This window comes from Rhizobacter sp. (assembly GCA_021153565.1).
Taxonomy (GTDB): domain Bacteria; phylum Pseudomonadota; class Gammaproteobacteria; order Burkholderiales; family Burkholderiaceae_C; genus Albitalea.
The window spans coordinates 14,635-30,936 of the sequence record JAJKJU010000080.1; the positions used below are offsets into that span (position 1 = coordinate 14,635).

Genomic DNA, 16,302 nt, shown 5'->3' on the forward strand with positions numbered 1-16,302 from the left:
AACGGTCATGCTCATCTCGCAAGTGCTACGTCAAACGCTGTGCACCCATGCGCCATGGGCATGTGCTTCGTCGATGATCGAAGGCGGTACTTCGAGCTGGTCATCTTCCGATGACCCACGCCCCTTTCGCCCCGGGCGCGTCGTCGCGCACCGGCCAGCCGTAACGCGCCCGGCGCTGCTCCGGCGGCTCTCGCCACTGCAGTTGCGCACGGATGTCGCGCAGCACGGCGGGCTCCTCCGCGAAGTAGCTGTGCCCCAGCCTGAACAGACTGGTCCCGTGCACACGCACCGTGTCGATGCCCGGCAGCACCAGCACCGGCGGTGCGCCACCGGCACGGCCTTCCTCGGTCAGCCACTCGAGCGCTGCGATCGCCTTGTCCTGGTCGGCCACATACAAGGTGGTGCGCTCGGCCACCATCGGATAGACGCTGGCCAACTGCCGGAAAAGATTCGCGTCGACGTCGGGCGCTGACAGGAAGATCTGGCCGAAGCGGGTGCCCGAATGCAGCGCCGCCTGGGTCGTGGCACGGTACATGGCGCGCAACAACCCGCGGTTGCCCATGCTATGGGCAATGATGTGCACGCGCCCCTTGTCGGCGAGCGCAGTCACCCTCACCAGGAATGCGGCGATGTGCTCCTCGCTCGCTTCGATGGACGACAGGTCACTGACATAGGCGCTGACGGTGCCGCGCGAGGGCCAGCTAAAAAGCGCCGTGATGCCGGGCACCTTCAGGTCGAAGCCCAGTTGCGCCGCGCGGGCGGTCGCCTCGTCGAAGCTTGTGTTGAAGCCGTGGATGTAGACGAGCACGTTTCGATCGTTCGGGTCAAGTCCCGCAAGGAAATTGCGCACGTCCTTCGTGAATGCATCGGGCGCCAGCACTGTTGCCGGGTCCACCTTGATGCGATCGTCGACACCCAACAACAAGCGCCGCCACAGCGGCGAGCCGAGCTCGCCGGGTCGGTGCGTGGACGGGATTCGGACGATGCGCTTGCCGAAATGCGTGTGGTCGTCGAAGTCGCTGCCGAACCCCTTGCCCGGGTCGGAGGCGTCGAGCGGCTTTCGGTTGGTGCCGAACCATACGGGGTAGCAGGTGCCGGAGAACTCCGGCGGGCAAGGCATGTCGCTGCCCAGGCTGCGCATGCGAGGCGTCTCGGGCGCAGCGGCTGCGGGTGGTGTGGCCGGCTCGGCCGAGTGGGTCGGCGCTTGGGGCGCAGCACAGGCGGCCAGCGCGAGCACCAACCCCGGCATCACAGTTCGAACGGAGATCATCGCCCGGCACCTTTGACTGCGTGCACGACACGCCTGACGATGGTACGCCGCGGCGGTGCCGCATGGCGCTCAATGCAGTGTGCGCGGCTCGACGGCCGGCAGCGAAAATTCGCGGCCGATCACTGTCCGTGCGTAAAAATAATTGAGCCGCGCGCGCGTGCTCAGCGCGTCGATGTCCACATGGCCGCCTTCGTCGCAAGGGAAGTAAAAGGCCTGATTCGCCTGGTTCAGTGAGTGGAAGCACAGTTCATATTCAGCGGCTTCGCGGGCGACTGTTGAAGAGGTGTTCATGGTGTGCTCCTGGGCAAGGGTTCGACTACACCCTTGGGTTGCACACTTTTCGATAACGGTTCAAATGCAAGGCTCAACGCACCGTGCTGCAACCACCGTTCGGCCCTTGCCGGAAGCAGAAATCGCCGGTGAGGCTTGAACTCTCCCAAGGCACCTGAACGCGCCCGGTCTCTCTTGCCACGCTCAGGCGCACCTGCTTGAACAGCATTTCAACCGGCAGCCCGGGCGACTGCATGAAGCCGAGCAAGTGCTTCGTATAGAGGCTGTTCTTCTCGCCCGGGTTGTCCAGCGCCACACCGCCGGGCGCAGTCGAAAACGCGACCATGGAGCCCAGCGGCGCCTCGACCGGCGCAAGGCCTGCCGGCGTCGCGCCGCGAAACTTCAGGCGGCGGCCGTCGGGGCCGACGATCTCGGCGCCGGAGAAGGGGTTGTTGCGGCAGGCGTCGAGGATGACGATGTTGATGCCTTGCTGCATCGAGGCAAGCCGTTCGAGCAGTTCGTTGAGATCGGCACTCTTCGCCGCCACCTCGTCCTCGGCGCGGATCTCGGTGTCCACGGGCAACAGGTAATTGCGGCCCTTCACCTGCACCCCATGGCCGGCATAAAAGATGACTCGCACACGCGCTGTGCGGGCGCTCACCGAAAACTGGCGAAACGCTTCGATCATGTCGCGCAGCGACGTGTTCTCGCGCAGCGCGACCTCGAAGCCGAGACTGCGCAGCGATGCAGCCACGGCCTGCGCATCGTTGGCGGGGTTCTTTAGCGCGCCCACCCGATAGGCGCTGTTGCCGATGACGAGCGCAACGCTGCGTTCATCGGCTTTCGATGCCGACGCTGCACCGGCCTGCGCGAGCAAGGTCGGCGGGGCTGCCCATGCCGACGCGCCAGAGGCGGCGAGCATCAGTGCCGCGCAAAGACGACGCCGTGCGGGCTGCATCTCGGTCATTCCTGTGCGGGCAGCGCATCGACAACTGCGACGGCGTCGACGATCGGGCTCGCCTTCAGCTTGGCTTCGACGGTCGACTCCTTGCTGGCGGGAACGCGCACGTAGTAGTCGCCCAACTGGCCCGGTCCAGCGGCCAGGCTGCCCTGCACTTCGACGAGAAGAATGCGGATGTCGGCTTCCTTGGCATCGGGCTTGAAATTCAGCTTCAGGTAAGGGCCCTTGTCGGTCACCTTCGGTGCGATGGCGCGAAGCTGGCTGCTTTCGTCGCCACGGTCGAACATCAACTCGACGATCACCGCGCCCTGCAGCGCGACGACGGCGAGCGCGCCGATGAAAGCGGGCCGCAGCATCGGTTGCGGGGAGATGGATCGAAAGAACTCGCCCACTCGCTCGAACAATGTCGGCGCCGCAGCGCGACGAGCGAGCTGCGGCGCGGGCCCTTCGGTGCGAATGCGGTGCAGCGCGCGTTCCATCCCGACTTCGCTCGACACCTCGGGCACGTCCTCGCGAAGTTTGGTCTGCAGCGATTGGTACCAACGCAGTTCGGCGGCGGCGGACGGATGCTTGCCCAGGTATTGGTCAACCCAGGCCCGATCGGCCTCAGGCAAGGTGCCATTCACGTAGAACGGCAGCAGTTCATCAAATTTCGATTTCATGGTGCAGCTCCAGCAAGCGTTCCGCCGCCTTCGCTTTGCAGCAGCAGCTTCAAACAGTTCTTCAGTTTCTGGCGCGCATGGAACAAGCGAGTCTTCACTGTGTTCTCCGGGCAGGCCTGAACCCCGGCGACTTCGGCCAGGCCCATGCCTTCGTAAAACACGAGGTGGATGCACTCGCGGTGCTCGTCGGAGAGCTTGTCCATGCAATGCCGCACGCCTTTGTGCCGTTGCTGCTGCGCGAGCATCTCGAAGGCCCCCGCCTCTTCTGACGGGACAACTTCGGCGACATCGGCAATGTCTTCGTGTTTATCGTCGGGCTTGCGCGAGCGGAACGCCATGAGCACCTTGTTGCGCGCTATGCCGATCAGCCAGGTGCTGAACTGCGCATCGCCGCGGAACACGCTCGGGCGGCGCCAGACTTCGTAAAGGGTATCAGCCACGATTTCTTCTGCCTGTGCGGGATCGCCGTGCTGTCTCAGCACGTAGGCGTAAAGCCGGCGCGAGAACGCGCGGTAGAGCTCGCGGAAAGCCGCCTCGTCGGCGTGCTCAATGCGACCGAGCAAACGCAATACCTCTTCGTTGTCCATTGTTGGCGCGCCGCGAAGGCGTGAGGCAAGTGGAATGTCATGGTAGTTTGCCTCGAATGGGAAGCAGAGATTCAATGGTTGTCGGGTCGCTGAATCTGGGAGTCACTCGCCGCGGAACTGCACGCGACGGTTCTCCGACGCGTGCGGATCTCGGCCCGGCAGCGGCAGGAACTTGCCCAGGCCGACGGCGCGCAGCCGCGTCGGCTCAATGGAATGCATTGCCACCAGGTAGCGCTTGACGGCATAGGCGCGGCGCTGGGACAGCTGTTCGTTGTAGATGTCCGAGCCGGTCGCATCGGTGTGGCCCTCGATGACCACGTTCTGGATGGCCGGAAGCATGCGGATGCCTTCGGCCAGTGCGTCGAGTTGCGGACGGGCCGAGGGCAGTATGTTGGCCGAGTCGAAAGCGAATTGCACCGGCAGCGACAGTGCCGACACGCGCGGACGGGCCACCGGCTTTTCGGACGGGCTGGTGTCGGTGGTCGCCGCAGCGTATTGCGACTGCGCAGGCTGCGGCTGCACGGCTTGGGCCGACGGTGCATCGTCGAGCAGCCGGATCGAGCGCATCTTCATTGCCGGTGTGGCGTTCTCCGGAGAGGCCAGGATGGCAGCCACATCACTCGGGTCGACCGCGTCGCCGGCACGGTATGAGCGAACGTCCTGAGCCATCGCCGCACCGGCAACGAGCGCCAGCAGCAGGGGGGCAAGAAGATGTCGGCGGACCATGGTGTTCTCCTGGTTTAGGGGGGCACTACTGGGTTGCAACGGGGGCTGGAACGGTTCAATTTTTAGCTTCCGCTCCCCTGTGCGGGGGACACAGGCGGGAAGCAGTTCCCCTCTGTGCATCAATTCAATGCCCGTTCGGGTCTGTCGAAGTGTCGAAGGCAGCCTTTACCGGGGGGGTAATGGGCACTTCAACGGGCACTTCAACGGGCACTTCAACGGGCAAGGCCCTCTTCGGGGCTATGGCAAGGGCTGAATCTCTCCGGCCCCTGTCACCAGCCGTGTCACCACGGGTCGTCCGCGGTAGAGAACGTCGCCGCTGCCGGAAATGCGCGCGTCGAGTCGCTCGGAGACCGCCAGGCGCATTTCGCCACTGCCCTCGATCGCGACATCGGCCCGACGGCTCGCCATGGGCACGGCGTCGTATCGCGCGGAGCCGGCAATGACGATGTGCTGGGTGTCCACCCGACCCCCGCTGATGGTGATTTCTCCCGAGCCGTCCAGCCGGGCATCGAGCGCGCGCGCATCCAGTTTGTCGAGTCGACATTCTTCGCTTCCCGACAACTGAAGCGACAGCGCAGGAGCTGACAGCGGGCCGATGCGCACGCTGCCCGCTCCGCGGGTTTCCAGCGAAGACAAGGATTTGACTTCCACTCGGAATCGAATCGGCAATCGGGTTTGAACGGAACCAGGCCCGAAGCGAATGCGCAAGCGGCCGCCACGGACTTCGGTCACGATCTTTGCCAACACGACTGCCTCCGCTTCGATACTCAGGTGCTCGCGGCCCGTCTGCTCAATCAAGAGATCGCCGTTCGCCTCCCATGACACTGTGTCGAAGCCGCTCACGGCGCGCTCCTCGGTTGCGAGCGTGGCCGCTCGGCAAAGCTGCGAAAGCGAGAGCCCTGCAGCGCCTGCGAAGGCCATCCATCGACGGCGTGAAATCGTATCCATCGCAGACCGAGCCTCAATGCTTGGGCGGCACGCTGCGAATCAGGCAGGTCGCGTTCCCGGTGTCGGTGACGTAGACCGCCTGTCGGTTGCGGTCCGTGCCGCGCAGCTTCAAGCCGGCCGACACGTCCGCGGGCAGCTGCAGATCGCGTTCCTCGAACAGCAACCTGCCGTATTGCCAGCAGCGCACCAGGTACATCGTTTCCCCGGAGGATGGCGTCGTACGGGCGGGGGGCGCTGCATCGAGCGGATTGCGGCTTTCGTCGGCGGCAAGCACCACGGTTGACAGCAATAACGAGGCCAGAACGATGGGGACGAGCCCGCCGCGCTTACTTGGGTTGGACATGGAAGTACTCCTGGGCCAGAACGCCTTTGGTCACCCCGACGAAGACATCGCGCACCTGCTCCAGGCTCTTGGCCGGCAGCGGCTCGAAGTCTCCACTGTTCAGTGCAGGCGGCAAGTTGGGCAGCACGTCGCGCTCCGTGGCGAAACACGCCACCGTCTCCGGCACGGCACGCTTGTTCATGCGGATGTCGAATCGCATCGCGCCAGGAAGCTGCACGCCCTGGGTGGCGTCGACACGGGAATCGTGGTGAAAGCGGTTCGGGAAGAAGCGGCTGATCTTCTGGTTCTCGTCCTGGTGGAAGCAGTACACGTAGGCATCGCGATTGGGTTTGATGCTCAGGCGCACGGCATCGCCGGCGGCAAAGCTGCGGACGTTGTCAACCGAGCCCACTTGCAAGGAGAGCGGGGCGACCGTGGCAACAGCGTTCGGTGCGGCGGATGGTGCCGCGGGTGTCGCTGCGGGTGTCGCTGCGGCAGCTGGAACGGGTTCGACGCGGGAGGCGATCTCTTCATGCTTGGCTGCGATGTAGGCCTGGAAGAAGTCGAAAGTCAGCTTGGGTTCGCGCGACAGGCCCAGTGCTCCGCGGTAACGCGCCACGGCCTCCTTGATTTGCGGGTTGACGATACCGTCCACCGGGCCGTCGTAGATGCGGCGGATGCGCATCTGCTGCTGGAAGTAGCCAATGATCTCGTTCGGGTTCGCGGCCATCCCCTCGTACCAGTCGCGCATCTCGCCAACCACAGCTTCATCCTGGTCGCTGGCGCCGATGCAGCTCCAGTAGGGCACCTTCGCCAGCCGGCCGAACAGTTCGATCGCTGCGAGTTCCACCAACGAGCGCACGGCCTGCGCCTGGCCTTCCTGGGTCGCGGTGGACAAAGAGAAGTTGATACCGAACTTGCGAATCTGCGCTTCGCCGTCGAAGCCCTTGCCCTGCTTGAACAGAATGACGGAATTCCGTGAGCCAACGCCCGGCAGCACCGACAAATCCTGCGTCGACAGCATGGTGAGGTCGATGCCGAGGATGGATGCTTGCGCTGTGGCGGCTGCGCTCAGTGTGAGGTTGGTGCCGAAGCTGACGCCCGCATCGAGGTTGCGGCGCACGACGGTGTCGTCGAACTGACTGATCGAGCCGCGCAGTGCAAACGGCGGGATGACAGCGTATTGCTCGCGGCGCAGCGCCTGGTACAGGAAGCCGATGGTGTTGCCAGAATCCTGGCCATAGGCGACGAGCCGCACGGCGCGGCTGCGGCGCGTCATGTCAGACACCGCCGAGATCAGCATGTCCTTGGTGCCCGTGTTGATCTTCTTGGTCTGGTCGGTGAGGTCTTCGACGATGACCGCAACGTCGCGCACGCCGAAGTCGAGCAGCAGGCTGTCCATGCAGCGCAGGCCACTCGAGAAATTGGTGATCGATTTGTAAGGTGCAGTTGTCGGACCAATCTTGGCCTTCTCGACCTTTTCAGCGACAACCTTGTCGGAGTCGAGCGACGCGCAACCGACGAGCGAGAAAGTCATCAGCGCGACAAGGCCTTGGGTGGCGCGGCGAATGAATGGAGCGTTCATGCGGGTCTTTCGTTGCGGACAGGCTGCCGCGGCGGCCGGATGTTCGACAGGGTGTGTAGCGCAGGGATCACTTGCACTTGTTGTTGGCGTTAATGACGTCGCCGGTGATCACGACAGTGATTTCGCGCGGCTGGAAGCCCGGCTTGCCTCCGGTCACGACGTTGCCGATGTTGACGTTGCCGCAGTCGGCGGGATCGCGCAGGCCGTCACTCGCCACGGTGGCGCCTTCGCGGGCGACAGCGGACGCCTGGCCGCGGCTCCTTGCGCGCTCGAGGGCGAGCTTGGACAAGATCGCCGGGTCCATGTCCAGCGGCTCGGCGAGGGCGGCGGCTTGCACGGCAGCGCAGGCCAGTGCAAGCAGCGCCACGATGGTGGTGATGAGAAGATGGCGTTGCATGTTCAGCTCCCGGTGGCTGATTGATCCGCTGCGTTCAGCGAGGCGGGCCGAAGCTTGTGGCTTCGGCCCGGGTGAAGCTGGCGATTACTCGATCACGCCGACCTTCATGCGCTGCGTGTTGTTGGTGCCGCTTTGGATCTGCGACACGCGGTTGGCCGTCACTTGCGTGAAGTGCGTGCCGACGTCCTTGTCGATCTTGCCCAGCACCAGATCTTGCGTGTTGCCCGTGCCGGTTTGCGACTGGGTGATGTTGGTCGCGTTGACCCGTGCTGTGCCGCCGCTGAACACGCCGCCGTTGACGGTGCCAAGCTCCAGGTTCTGCTTGTTGCGGGTGCCGGACTGGGTCTGATTGATGTTGTCCATGTTGACCACCGAGGTGTCAGCCATCGCGGCGCCGGCGGCAAGGACGAGGGAAGCGAAGAGAACGGACTTGATCGATTTCATGAAGAGCTCCAAAGAATGTTGAGTTGAGGTGTCTGGCTTGACGTTTCTGCCTGAGCCGTACCTTCAGTTGCGGCGCTCTCGATTCCGGTTCAAAGAAATTTCGATCTGCTTTTTCTGGCCGATTTGCTGTGCGCTGGAAGCGCCCAGGCCGCATGACTGGTCGCGACCCTCACCCTTTCACGCACACCACCTGCTTCAAAGTGTGGACGACCTCCACCAGATCCTTCTGTGCATCCATCACCGCATCGATGTCCTTGTAGGCCATCGGGATCTCGTCGATCACGTCCTTGTCCTTGCGGCACTCGACGCCTTCGGTTGCCATGCGCTGGTCGGCAAGCGTGAAGCGGCGCTTGGCTTCGCCACGGCTCATGGTTCGGCCGGCGCCGTGAGAACAGCTGTCGAAGCTCTCGGGGTTGCCCTTGCCGCGCGCGATGAAGCTGCGCGCGCCCATGCTGCCGGGAATGATGCCCAGCTCGCCCTTTTTCGCACTCACCGCGCCCTTGCGCGTCACGAAAACATCTTCGCCGAAGTGAGTTTCCTTCTGCACGTAGTTGTGGTGGCAGTTCACCGCTTCAATGTGGCTCTGGAAGTTCTTGTGGATCACCGACTTCACGGCCTCGATCACGCGGCGCATCATCACCTCGCGATTCAATTGCGCAAACCTCTGCGCCCAACTCACGCTGCGCACGTAGTCGCCGAAGTAGCGAGCCCCTTCCTCGAAGTACGCCAAGTCGCGGTCAGGCAGATTCGCGTTGTTGCGCAGCGCATCCTGCTTCGCGAGCTCGATGAACATCGTGCCGATGAAGTTGCCCACGCCACGCGAACCCGAGTGCAACATGAACCACACCGCGCCCCCCTCGTCGAGGCAGACCTCGATGAAGTGGTTGCCGGTTCCAAGCGTTCCAAGGTGATTGCGGTTGTTCGTCTTCGCGAGCTTCGGGTAGTTGCGGCACAGATCGGTGAACTCAGGTTCGAGCTGCGCCCAGGCCGTGTCCACCGCACCGGGCACCTTGCTCCAAGCCCCTGGGTCACGAGCGCCCGGTGCGCGGCCGTGCGGCACGGCGCGCTCGATCGCAGCACGCAGCGGCGCCAGGTTGTCCGGCAGGTCTTCGGCGCGAAGCGTGGTCTTGCAAGCCATCATTCCGCAGCCGATGTCAACCCCGACCGCGGCAGGAATGATCGCCTTCAAGGTGGGGATGACCGAGCCGACGGTGGCGCCGATGCCCAGGTGCACATCGGGCATGGCCGCAATGTGCTTGAAAACGATGGGCAAGCGCGCCGCGTTCGCAAGCTGATTTTTCGCCGCGTCTTCCACCGGCACGCCGCGGGTCCACATCTTCACCGGCACACCACCGGGGACATCTTCTGTGCTGTAGTTCTGTTCCATGTTCATCTCACTTCAAGAATCACGGAGCTCACTCCTCACCCGTCACCCCCAGAAAGTGATCCAGCATGTGGAAGTGATCGTCCAGGAATTGGTCTTCGAGCGAAGCCAGTTCTTCAATCGATACCCACTCGACCGAAGCAGCATCATCGTCGGCCCTGACCTCGGGCAGTTCTCGCTCGCCCAGATCGAAGAAGTGGGCGTGGGTGATCGTTCTTCCGCGCTGACTGCGGTCGGGGTGATCGAACACAGCAGTGGCCTTCAACGCATGGCGCATCGACATGTCGAGCAAGCTCAGGTGAGTCTCTTCCTTGAGCTCGCGAATCGCTGACTGATAGGCCGTCTCTCGCTGTTCGATGAAGCCGCCGGGCGCTGCGAAGAGCCCCTTGCCCGGCGCCTGACCGCGGCGAATGAGCAACACGCGGTCGTTGCACCTCACGATCGCATCGACCGTGACAAAGATGGGCGGATACGGCGCTGTGGACCACGCTTCCTTGTAGCGCTTGAGCATCTCCCACTCGGTCGCGATGTATTCGAACCATGGCAGTGCGGCCCAAGCGCGCAAGAAATCGAGCGTGCTCCCTGGCGCCTGGCTCACGAGCGCAGCCACGGCGGCTTCGACGTTGCATCCAGCATGGCCGAAGAAGGCATCGCGCAGGGATGTCGCGTCCACCGTGGACACGCGGCCAACGCTCACCAACCGCCAGCCCGAGAAGCTCTTGAGGTATTCGCTCGTCGGGTCCTTGAAGTGGCCGATGAGCACGATGGAGTGCGACTTCCCCCCACGCGCTGCGAGTAAAGCGTCGACGCCGCGCCGCACAACCGCGGTCCATCGGGTCTCATCGTAGTAGTCACGCACCGGCAGGAACAATACCCGCGCTCGATCCGATTCAGGCAAGGCGAGTCGGATCATCTCCGCGCGCTCTTCCCACGTGAACGGATTCTTCGGCGACCTGGCCTGGAACGCAGATCCGATCACGATCACACACAGAGGTGCCGCACCCAGCGCTTGCTTGAGCAAGGCAAGATGCCCGTTGTGAAATGGCTGGAAGCGTCCGATGTAGACCGCGACGTCATGCTGCTCTATGTCTTGGCTCACAGGTGGGGTCCTCAAACGTATTTGGCTGCGATAGGCATTTTCCGGCCGGTGGCGAAGGCGCAGGCGCTCACGCGGATGATGTGTGTCGCTTGCAGGCCTGCACGTTGAAGACTTGGCGCAGATAGGCCAGGAATGTCATGTCGTCGCACAGCGTCTTGCCAGGGCTGTCGGACAGCTTGGCGACGGGTTGATCGTTGCAGCGCGTCAGCTTCATCACGATATTGAGCGGCGTGAGCCCGACGTCGTTTCCGAGGTTGGTTCCGATGCCGAAGCCGAGTTGTGTGCGGTCGGCGAAGTGCCGGTACAGCGCGATGGCCCGCTCGATGTCGAGCCCGTCCGAGAACACGAGCCGCTTGGTGTTCGCATCGATGCGCAGCTTGGCATAGTGCGCCAGCGCCTTTTCGCCCCACACCTGCGGGTCTCCGGAGTCGTGACGCAAGCCGTCGAAGAGCTTGGCGAAATACAGGTCGAAGTCGCAGAGGAAGGCGTCCATGCCGACCACGTCCGTGAGCGCCACGCCGAGATCGCCGCGATATTCCTGAACCCAGGCTTCGAGAGCAGCCTTTTGAAAGTCGCGCAGACGCACTCCCAGTGCCTGGTAAGTCTGCAGGTATTCGTGCGCCATGGTGCCGATGGGCACGAGGTTGAGATCCCTCGCGAGCAGAACGTTCGACGTGCCCTTGAAGTACTGCGGCACTTCGCGCTTGAACGTCATGACGACTTCTCGCTGCCAGTCGGCTGCGAATCGGCGGCGCACGCCAAAGTCGAAGAACTCGAAGGGATTGCGCCTGGCCGGTTCCTTGGAGAAGGATCGCAGCGTGTCGATCTTGGCCTGCAGGCGACGGCGGCCCTCCTGCTTTGCCTCATCCTTGTCGAAGCGGCGGAAGTACAACTCATTGACCAAAGCAAGCACGAAGATCTCGAAGGCCATCACGTGTACCTGCGGCCCGCGCGCCACGATCTCGAGCTTGTCGCCCTCGGGGCGTGCAGTGATGAAAACACGTTGGAATCGGAAGATCTGCAGAAAGTCGACAAAGTCCGACTTCATGAAACGCAGGCCACGCAGATACGTCAACTCATCTGCAGCGAAGGTCAGCGTGCACAGGTGATCGAGCTGCTCGTTCACCTCGCTCGCCAACTCGCTCAGCGGATAGGCGCTCTGGTTGCGGCAGACGAAGGTGTATTCGGCCTGCGTCTCGGGGTGCCGGTGCAGCATGGTTTGCCACATCGTGAACTTGTACAGGTCTGTGTCTAGCAGGCTGGTAATGACGGGACGCATGGTGATCCTTCGGTCGGGTGCTGTGGGCTCAGCCTCTCAGCACGAATCGTTGGCAATCAATTGGGGCAACACGTCGGCGCACGTTGCGAGCTGCACGCCCTTGGCGCGCATGTCGGCCAGGAAAGCCTCATGCTGCGCCTCGAACCCACCCACCGGGCTCATGCAGTCGGTGAGCAGCACGACGCGCTCGGGGCGCTGCCCGGGCAGATGCTGCACGATGTGCTCGGTGGTGGCCTTGACACAGTGGCTGCTGGCTTCACCGGCGATGAGGATGGTGTCGGCGGTGTCCAACTGCTCGATCAACGCCTGGTTGAGTTGTGTGTCGGGGTCTTCATCGTCGGGCACTTCAGCCAGCACGGCGCTGTAGTGCTCGGTCCAGGGATTTGTGCCCTTGGTCACCTTCTGCACGATACCGAGTCGACGCTCCTCCCATACGTTGTAGGCCGCGCGCACATCGGCGTGGACGTTGTGGCCCCAGGTGCCGATTTCGCAGTGCACGGGCCACACCATCAGCGTGTAGCGACCACGGGCTTCAAGTGCATCGAGGTAAGCCAGCGCTCGGGGCAACGCAGAGGGGGCGCGCGGCATGAAGTCGCCAGCGCGGACCTGATCTGCGGTGATGGGCGTGAAGGGGGCAACTGCTGCGCCCTGCCCGGTTTCCCAGAAGGTCGGGTGCGCGATGTCGAAGCGGTGGTGAGAGTCGAGCGTGACGGTGATGCCGCTGATGCCGGCAGTCCCTGCTCGAATCAAATCGGCGATTCGCAGCATGTCGGCATGGGCCCCGGCAACGGGCAGCGCCGGAGCGACAGGGCCAGCGGCGACCGGATCGGCGGGTCGATAAGCTGCCGGCAGATCGCAGAAATCGTTCTGCGGATCGATGATGAGGAGCTGCATCTTGCGCTTCATGAGATCTCCACTGGGTGACGTGAATGAACTATAGGTTTGTTAGACGCGGATTGAATTCGCGCACATGATGTGCACGGCGAGCGCGGCCGCCACGAGCCGGATCGGTATTTGAGGTCCAAACACGATTTGATTGCCTCCTCGTCGGCATATGAGTACAGTCGCCAACTGGGCGGCCAGGATGCAACGCATACCTTAGATGCCGCTCAGGGAGGCATGACATGAGCGACAGCTTCACCCGCAGCGGCGAGCTTACGGACATCGCCAGCTATCCGTCCTGGGCCCAGGACATCGTCGCGGAATGCGACCCGGCTCGACGGCGAGTAGCCGCTCATGAGATCTTTCTCCTGATGCGCGACGCAAAGGTCTCGCCAGCACCGCTCGCCACCTTCTTCGTCGGCGTCTGGCCGGTGATCGAGCAATTCCCGCAATACATGGCGATGAGCCTGCTCAAGGTGCAGTGCGGGCGCGCGCGTGGACATGATCAGGCGCGGCGCTACCTGATCCACAACATCCGCGTGGAGCTCAACCACGCCGACCAGTGGCTCGAGTGGGCGTCCGCCAGCGGTGTGAGCCGCGATGATCTGCTGCATGCGCCGGCGCCGGCCGAGACCACAGCACTGTCGCACTGGTGCTGGCACACCTGCGAACGCGACGCACTGGCGGCGGCCATGGCTGCCACCAACTACGCCATTGAAGGGGTCACCGGCGACTGGGCCGCCCTCGTGTGCTCACGCGACACCTATGAGGACAGCTTCGAGCCGGCCGTGCGCGCCAAGGCCATGAAGTGGCTGAAGCTGCATGCGAAATACGACGACACGCATCCGTGGCAGGCGCTCGACATCATTTGCACACTGGTCGGGACGAACCCGAATCGGGGATACCTCGACCTCATACGGTCGCGCATCATGTCGAGCTATGACTACATGCGAATGACACTCGACGCGTGCTTGACCGCGACGGCGGTGCCGCGCCTGATCCGGTATACGGCTGGCGAGAGCCACCCTCTGGAGCGCCTACGCGACTGAAGTGATGGCAAAACAGCGCCGGCATTCCTGGCCCGTCGTGGCGGCATTCGTCGCCGCGATCGGAGTACAGGTCATGCTGACCACGGCAAGTATCGAGGTCCAGTCCGCAGTCCGCTCGTATGTCTCGGGCGAGAGCCTGTATTCGAAGGGGCAAAAGGACGCGCACATCGGACTTCTCGACTTCATGGATCGTCGACGCGACGAGGACTACGGTCGCTTCCTTGCCGCGCTTGCCATCCCGCTCGGTGACCGGGCGGCGCGCGAGGCGCTCGAACAAAGCCCCCCGGATCTTGAAGCCGCCCGGCGCGGATTTCTCGCGGGGGGCAACCACCCGGACGATATAGGCGGCCTCATCTGGCTGTACCGCTGGTTCAGTAGCTCACCCCTGATGGTCGAGCCGATCGCGACGTGGAAACGCGGCGACGAGGCCATCGATGAGATGCGTGCGCTGGCCGAGCGCATCCATGGCGTCGTGACCGCCGGCAACAGTCGCGCCGTGGAGCTGCCAGCGCTGCGAGTGCAGGTGCATGCACAGAATGCGCACCTGACCGAACTGGAACGCGAGTTTTCCGCGCGGTTGGGCAATGCATCGCGCGCGGTGCAGCAGTCGCTGTTCGTCCTGAACCTCGCGGTCGCCTTCGCCCTGAGTCTTGGCGGGCTCTGGTTTGTGCGCCAGAGCTTGCGCGCACGCGCCGTTGCCGCGGCCGAGGCCCATCGCCAAGCGCATTCGCTACAACAGCTGATCGATGCCGTCGCTGATGCTGTCATCACCGTCGACACACAGGGTGACGTGGTGCTCTTCAACCCCGCCGCCGAACGCATCTTCCGCCGGCGATCCGAAGACGTTGTCGGGCAGCCATTTGCGGAATTGTTTCCGCCGCAACTGCGTGACTTGTATCAGGGACGCTTGCCGACTGTCGCGGATCGTTCGGCCGCATCCGGCACGCCGGGCGCGGTATGGGATCTGTCGGGCATGCGAGGAGACGGCGAGGAGTTTCCAATGGAAGCTTCCATGTCGCGACTCGAAACCGAGCATCAGGGCGTTCTGGTGACCGTGGTGCTGCGCGACGTCAGCGAGCAGCAGGCGGCGCGCCGCGAACGGCAGGCACGCGAAGCCCTGGAAGCCGCCAACCGCGCCAAGACTGAGTTCCTGTCTCGCATGAGCCATGAACTTCGCACGCCGCTCAATGCCGTGCTGGGTTTCGCCGAGTTGCTGGCCACCGATGTAGCGCGGCCACTGCAGCCTCAACAGCTGTTGCGCGTGGAGTACATCCGAAACGCGGGCGCGCATCTGCTCGCGCTGGTGAGCGACGTGCTGGACATGTCGAGGGTAGAACTCGGAGGCATGGCCCTGTCGCTCGGTCCCGTCGACGTGCGTGGCGTCGCCGACGAGGCCGTGGCCGTGGTAACTCAGCTCGCCTTGAGCCGCTGCATCACGCTCGTGAACAAGGTATCGAAAGAGGCGGCGGATGCCGCGGACACCTGCGTGCTTGCGGACAGTGTTCGCCTGCGTCAGGTGCTGATCAACCTGCTGAGCAATGCTTTGAAGTACACCGAAGCGCTAGGTCAGGTGGAACTGTCGCTTGAAAGCTCCGGAGACGAGCGCACGCTGCTCGTTTCGGACACGGGCATTGGCATGACCGCCGAGCAGCTCTCCCATCTCTTTGAGCCGTTCAACAGGCTGGGCGCTGAACGCTCAACTGTCGAGGGCACCGGCATTGGCCTCGTGCTCACGCGTCACCTGGTGGCGCTGATGGGCGGAAAATTGCAGATTTCGAGCACGGCGGGGCAAGGCACCGTCGCACGGGCCAGCTTCAAGAGCGCATCCAAGCCGCCCGCTGCAACTGTGTCGCGGGGAAATACCGCCGTGGTAAGAGCGAAGTCCGCGCAAATCGACGTGCTCTATGCCGAAGACAACGAAGTCAACGTCGAGCTTGTACGGCAAGTGGCGACCTTGCGGCCCGGTGTGGCGTTGCGCATAGCCACCAGTGGTGCACACGCGCTTGAAATGGCGCGGCTCGACCCCCCGGAACTCATGCTTGTCGATATGCATCTGGGCGACATGACGGGGACCGAATTGGCAGCGGCCCTGCGCCGCGACCCAGCAACGGCCGGTATTCGTCTCGTTGCGCTGTCGGCCGATGCACTACCGCAGCAGATCAGCGACGCGATCGAGCATGGATTCGAGAGGTATCTGACAAAGCCCATCAACTTCGGCGAACTCCTGCAGGTGCTCGACACGCACGTAGCGCAGGAGAGACGGGAACAAACGGTATGAGAGGCTGAGAGTATTTCGACCGTGTCCGAGCAGCACGTCAAAAGGCGCCTGATCCAGGTCTAGGCGCAAAGCGCAGCCATAGCTTGGCTATGGCGAGCATTTGCAACGACGAGCAGGGGGCTTTTGGCGTGATGAGCGGGCATGATCGAAAAACTCTCA

Annotated in this window: 17 protein-coding genes; 2 read left to right on the forward strand and 15 right to left on the reverse strand. The window is 63.4% G+C overall.

The window, feature by feature from the left end:
* Window positions 1-100: 100 nt before the first annotated feature.
* The 15 genes from AC30NL_RS05015 to AC30NL_RS05085 all read right to left on the reverse strand — a co-directional run bounded on the left by AC30NL_RS05015 (window position 101) and on the right by AC30NL_RS05085 (window position 12,840).
* Window positions 101-1,270, reverse strand: coding sequence for an alpha/beta hydrolase (locus AC30NL_RS05015; protein ID WP_489462913.1), 1,170 nt, complete (start codon window positions 1,268-1,270; stop codon window positions 101-103).
* A gap of 69 nt (window positions 1,271-1,339) precedes the next feature.
* A complete protein-coding gene (locus AC30NL_RS05020; protein ID WP_489462914.1) occupies window positions 1,340-1,561 on the reverse strand; it encodes a hypothetical protein in 222 nt (73 codons plus the stop codon).
* A 73-nt stretch (window positions 1,562-1,634) separates the two neighbouring features.
* The gene (locus tag AC30NL_RS05025) at window positions 1,635-2,498 is read right to left on the reverse strand and encodes a caspase family protein (protein ID WP_489462915.1); all 864 of its coding nucleotides are present in this window, start codon (window positions 2,496-2,498) and stop codon (window positions 1,635-1,637) included.
* 5 nt (window positions 2,499-2,503) lie between these two features.
* Window positions 2,504-3,163, reverse strand: a complete 660-nt coding sequence (locus AC30NL_RS05030) for a hypothetical protein (RefSeq protein WP_489462916.1) — start codon at window positions 3,161-3,163, stop codon at window positions 2,504-2,506.
* Complete coding sequence (locus tag AC30NL_RS05035) at window positions 3,160-3,750, reverse strand: RNA polymerase sigma factor (protein WP_489462917.1); 591 nt, start codon at window positions 3,748-3,750, stop codon at window positions 3,160-3,162. The genes AC30NL_RS05030 and AC30NL_RS05035 overlap by 4 nt, the downstream gene beginning before the upstream one ends.
* A gap of 102 nt (window positions 3,751-3,852) precedes the next feature.
* A complete protein-coding gene (locus AC30NL_RS05040; protein WP_489462918.1) occupies window positions 3,853-4,476 on the reverse strand; it encodes an OmpA family protein in 624 nt (207 codons plus the stop codon).
* A 237-nt stretch (window positions 4,477-4,713) separates the two neighbouring features.
* A complete protein-coding gene (locus AC30NL_RS05045; RefSeq protein WP_489462919.1) occupies window positions 4,714-5,424 on the reverse strand; it encodes a head GIN domain-containing protein in 711 nt (236 codons plus the stop codon).
* Between the two features lie 13 nt (window positions 5,425-5,437).
* Window positions 5,438-5,767: a hypothetical protein gene (locus tag AC30NL_RS05050; RefSeq protein WP_489462920.1), complete on the reverse strand. Its 330-nt coding sequence runs from the start codon at window positions 5,765-5,767 to the stop codon at window positions 5,438-5,440.
* On the reverse strand, window positions 5,751-7,331 hold the full coding sequence (locus AC30NL_RS05055) for a DUF4384 domain-containing protein (RefSeq protein ID WP_489462921.1): 1,581 nt from the start codon (window positions 7,329-7,331) through the stop codon (window positions 5,751-5,753). The genes AC30NL_RS05050 and AC30NL_RS05055 overlap by 17 nt, the downstream gene beginning before the upstream one ends.
* A 67-nt stretch (window positions 7,332-7,398) precedes the next feature.
* Window positions 7,399-7,728 (reverse strand): hypothetical protein, encoded by a 330-nt coding sequence (locus tag AC30NL_RS05060; protein WP_489462922.1) that lies wholly within the window; start codon window positions 7,726-7,728, stop codon window positions 7,399-7,401.
* 84 nt (window positions 7,729-7,812) lie between these two features.
* Entirely contained in the window at window positions 7,813-8,172 is a 360-nt protein-coding gene (locus tag AC30NL_RS05065; RefSeq protein ID WP_489462923.1) for a hypothetical protein, read from the reverse strand.
* 169 nt (window positions 8,173-8,341) lie between these two features.
* A complete protein-coding gene (locus tag AC30NL_RS05070; protein WP_489462924.1) occupies window positions 8,342-9,559 on the reverse strand; it encodes an RtcB family protein in 1,218 nt (405 codons plus the stop codon).
* Window positions 9,560-9,587: 28 nt separating this feature from the next.
* Entirely contained in the window at window positions 9,588-10,655 is a 1,068-nt protein-coding gene (locus AC30NL_RS05075) for a bifunctional nicotinamide-nucleotide adenylyltransferase/Nudix hydroxylase (RefSeq protein ID WP_489462925.1), read from the reverse strand.
* Between the two features lie 67 nt (window positions 10,656-10,722).
* On the reverse strand, window positions 10,723-11,934 hold the full coding sequence (pncB, locus tag AC30NL_RS05080; protein WP_489462926.1) for a nicotinate phosphoribosyltransferase: 1,212 nt from the start codon (window positions 11,932-11,934) through the stop codon (window positions 10,723-10,725).
* A gap of 36 nt (window positions 11,935-11,970) precedes the next feature.
* Window positions 11,971-12,840, reverse strand: coding sequence for a cysteine hydrolase family protein (locus AC30NL_RS05085; protein WP_489462927.1), 870 nt, complete (start codon window positions 12,838-12,840; stop codon window positions 11,971-11,973).
* 218 nt (window positions 12,841-13,058) lie between these two features.
* Here AC30NL_RS05085 and AC30NL_RS05090 point away from each other — a divergent pair, with 218 nt between their 5' ends.
* On the forward strand, window positions 13,059-13,865 hold the full coding sequence (locus AC30NL_RS05090) for an iron-containing redox enzyme family protein (protein WP_489462928.1): 807 nt from the start codon (window positions 13,059-13,061) through the stop codon (window positions 13,863-13,865).
* A 73-nt stretch (window positions 13,866-13,938) separates the two neighbouring features.
* Window positions 13,939-16,143, forward strand: coding sequence for a hybrid sensor histidine kinase/response regulator (locus AC30NL_RS05095; protein WP_489462929.1), 2,205 nt, complete (start codon window positions 13,939-13,941; stop codon window positions 16,141-16,143).
* Window positions 16,144-16,302: the final 159 nt, after the last annotated feature.

Bases quoted from the DNA above. Each gene is read 5' to 3' on its own strand.
- AC30NL_RS05085 (WP_489462927.1), bottom strand. From the start codon at position 12,840: ATGAAGCGCAAGATGCAGCTCCTCATCATCGATCCGCAGAACGATTTC.
- AC30NL_RS05030 (WP_489462916.1), bottom strand. From the start codon at position 3,163: ATGAAATCGAAATTTGATGAACTGCTGCCGTTCTACGTGAATGGCACC.
- pncB (WP_489462926.1), bottom strand. From the start codon at position 11,934: ATGCGTCCCGTCATTACCAGCCTGCTAGACACAGACCTGTACAAGTTC.
- AC30NL_RS05095 (WP_489462929.1), top strand. From the start codon at position 13,939: ATGCTGACCACGGCAAGTATCGAGGTCCAGTCCGCAGTCCGCTCGTAT.
- AC30NL_RS05090 (WP_489462928.1), top strand. From the start codon at position 13,059: ATGAGCGACAGCTTCACCCGCAGCGGCGAGCTTACGGACATCGCCAGC.
- AC30NL_RS05060 (WP_489462922.1), bottom strand. From the start codon at position 7,728: ATGCAACGCCATCTTCTCATCACCACCATCGTGGCGCTGCTTGCACTG.
- AC30NL_RS05015 (WP_489462913.1), bottom strand. From the start codon at position 1,270: ATGATCTCCGTTCGAACTGTGATGCCGGGGTTGGTGCTCGCGCTGGCC.
- AC30NL_RS05045 (WP_489462919.1), bottom strand. From the start codon at position 5,424: ATGGATACGATTTCACGCCGTCGATGGATGGCCTTCGCAGGCGCTGCA.
- AC30NL_RS05025 (WP_489462915.1), bottom strand. From the start codon at position 2,498: ATGCAGCCCGCACGGCGTCGTCTTTGCGCGGCACTGATGCTCGCCGCC.
- AC30NL_RS05020 (WP_489462914.1), bottom strand. From the start codon at position 1,561: ATGAACACCTCTTCAACAGTCGCCCGCGAAGCCGCTGAATATGAACTG.
- AC30NL_RS05055 (WP_489462921.1), bottom strand. From the start codon at position 7,331: ATGAACGCTCCATTCATTCGCCGCGCCACCCAAGGCCTTGTCGCGCTG.
- AC30NL_RS05070 (WP_489462924.1), bottom strand. From the start codon at position 9,559: ATGGAACAGAACTACAGCACAGAAGATGTCCCCGGTGGTGTGCCGGTG.
- AC30NL_RS05050 (WP_489462920.1), bottom strand. From the start codon at position 5,767: ATGTCCAACCCAAGTAAGCGCGGCGGGCTCGTCCCCATCGTTCTGGCC.
- AC30NL_RS05035 (WP_489462917.1), bottom strand. From the start codon at position 3,750: ATGGACAACGAAGAGGTATTGCGTTTGCTCGGTCGCATTGAGCACGCC.
- AC30NL_RS05040 (WP_489462918.1), bottom strand. From the start codon at position 4,476: ATGGTCCGCCGACATCTTCTTGCCCCCCTGCTGCTGGCGCTCGTTGCC.
- AC30NL_RS05065 (WP_489462923.1), bottom strand. From the start codon at position 8,172: ATGAAATCGATCAAGTCCGTTCTCTTCGCTTCCCTCGTCCTTGCCGCC.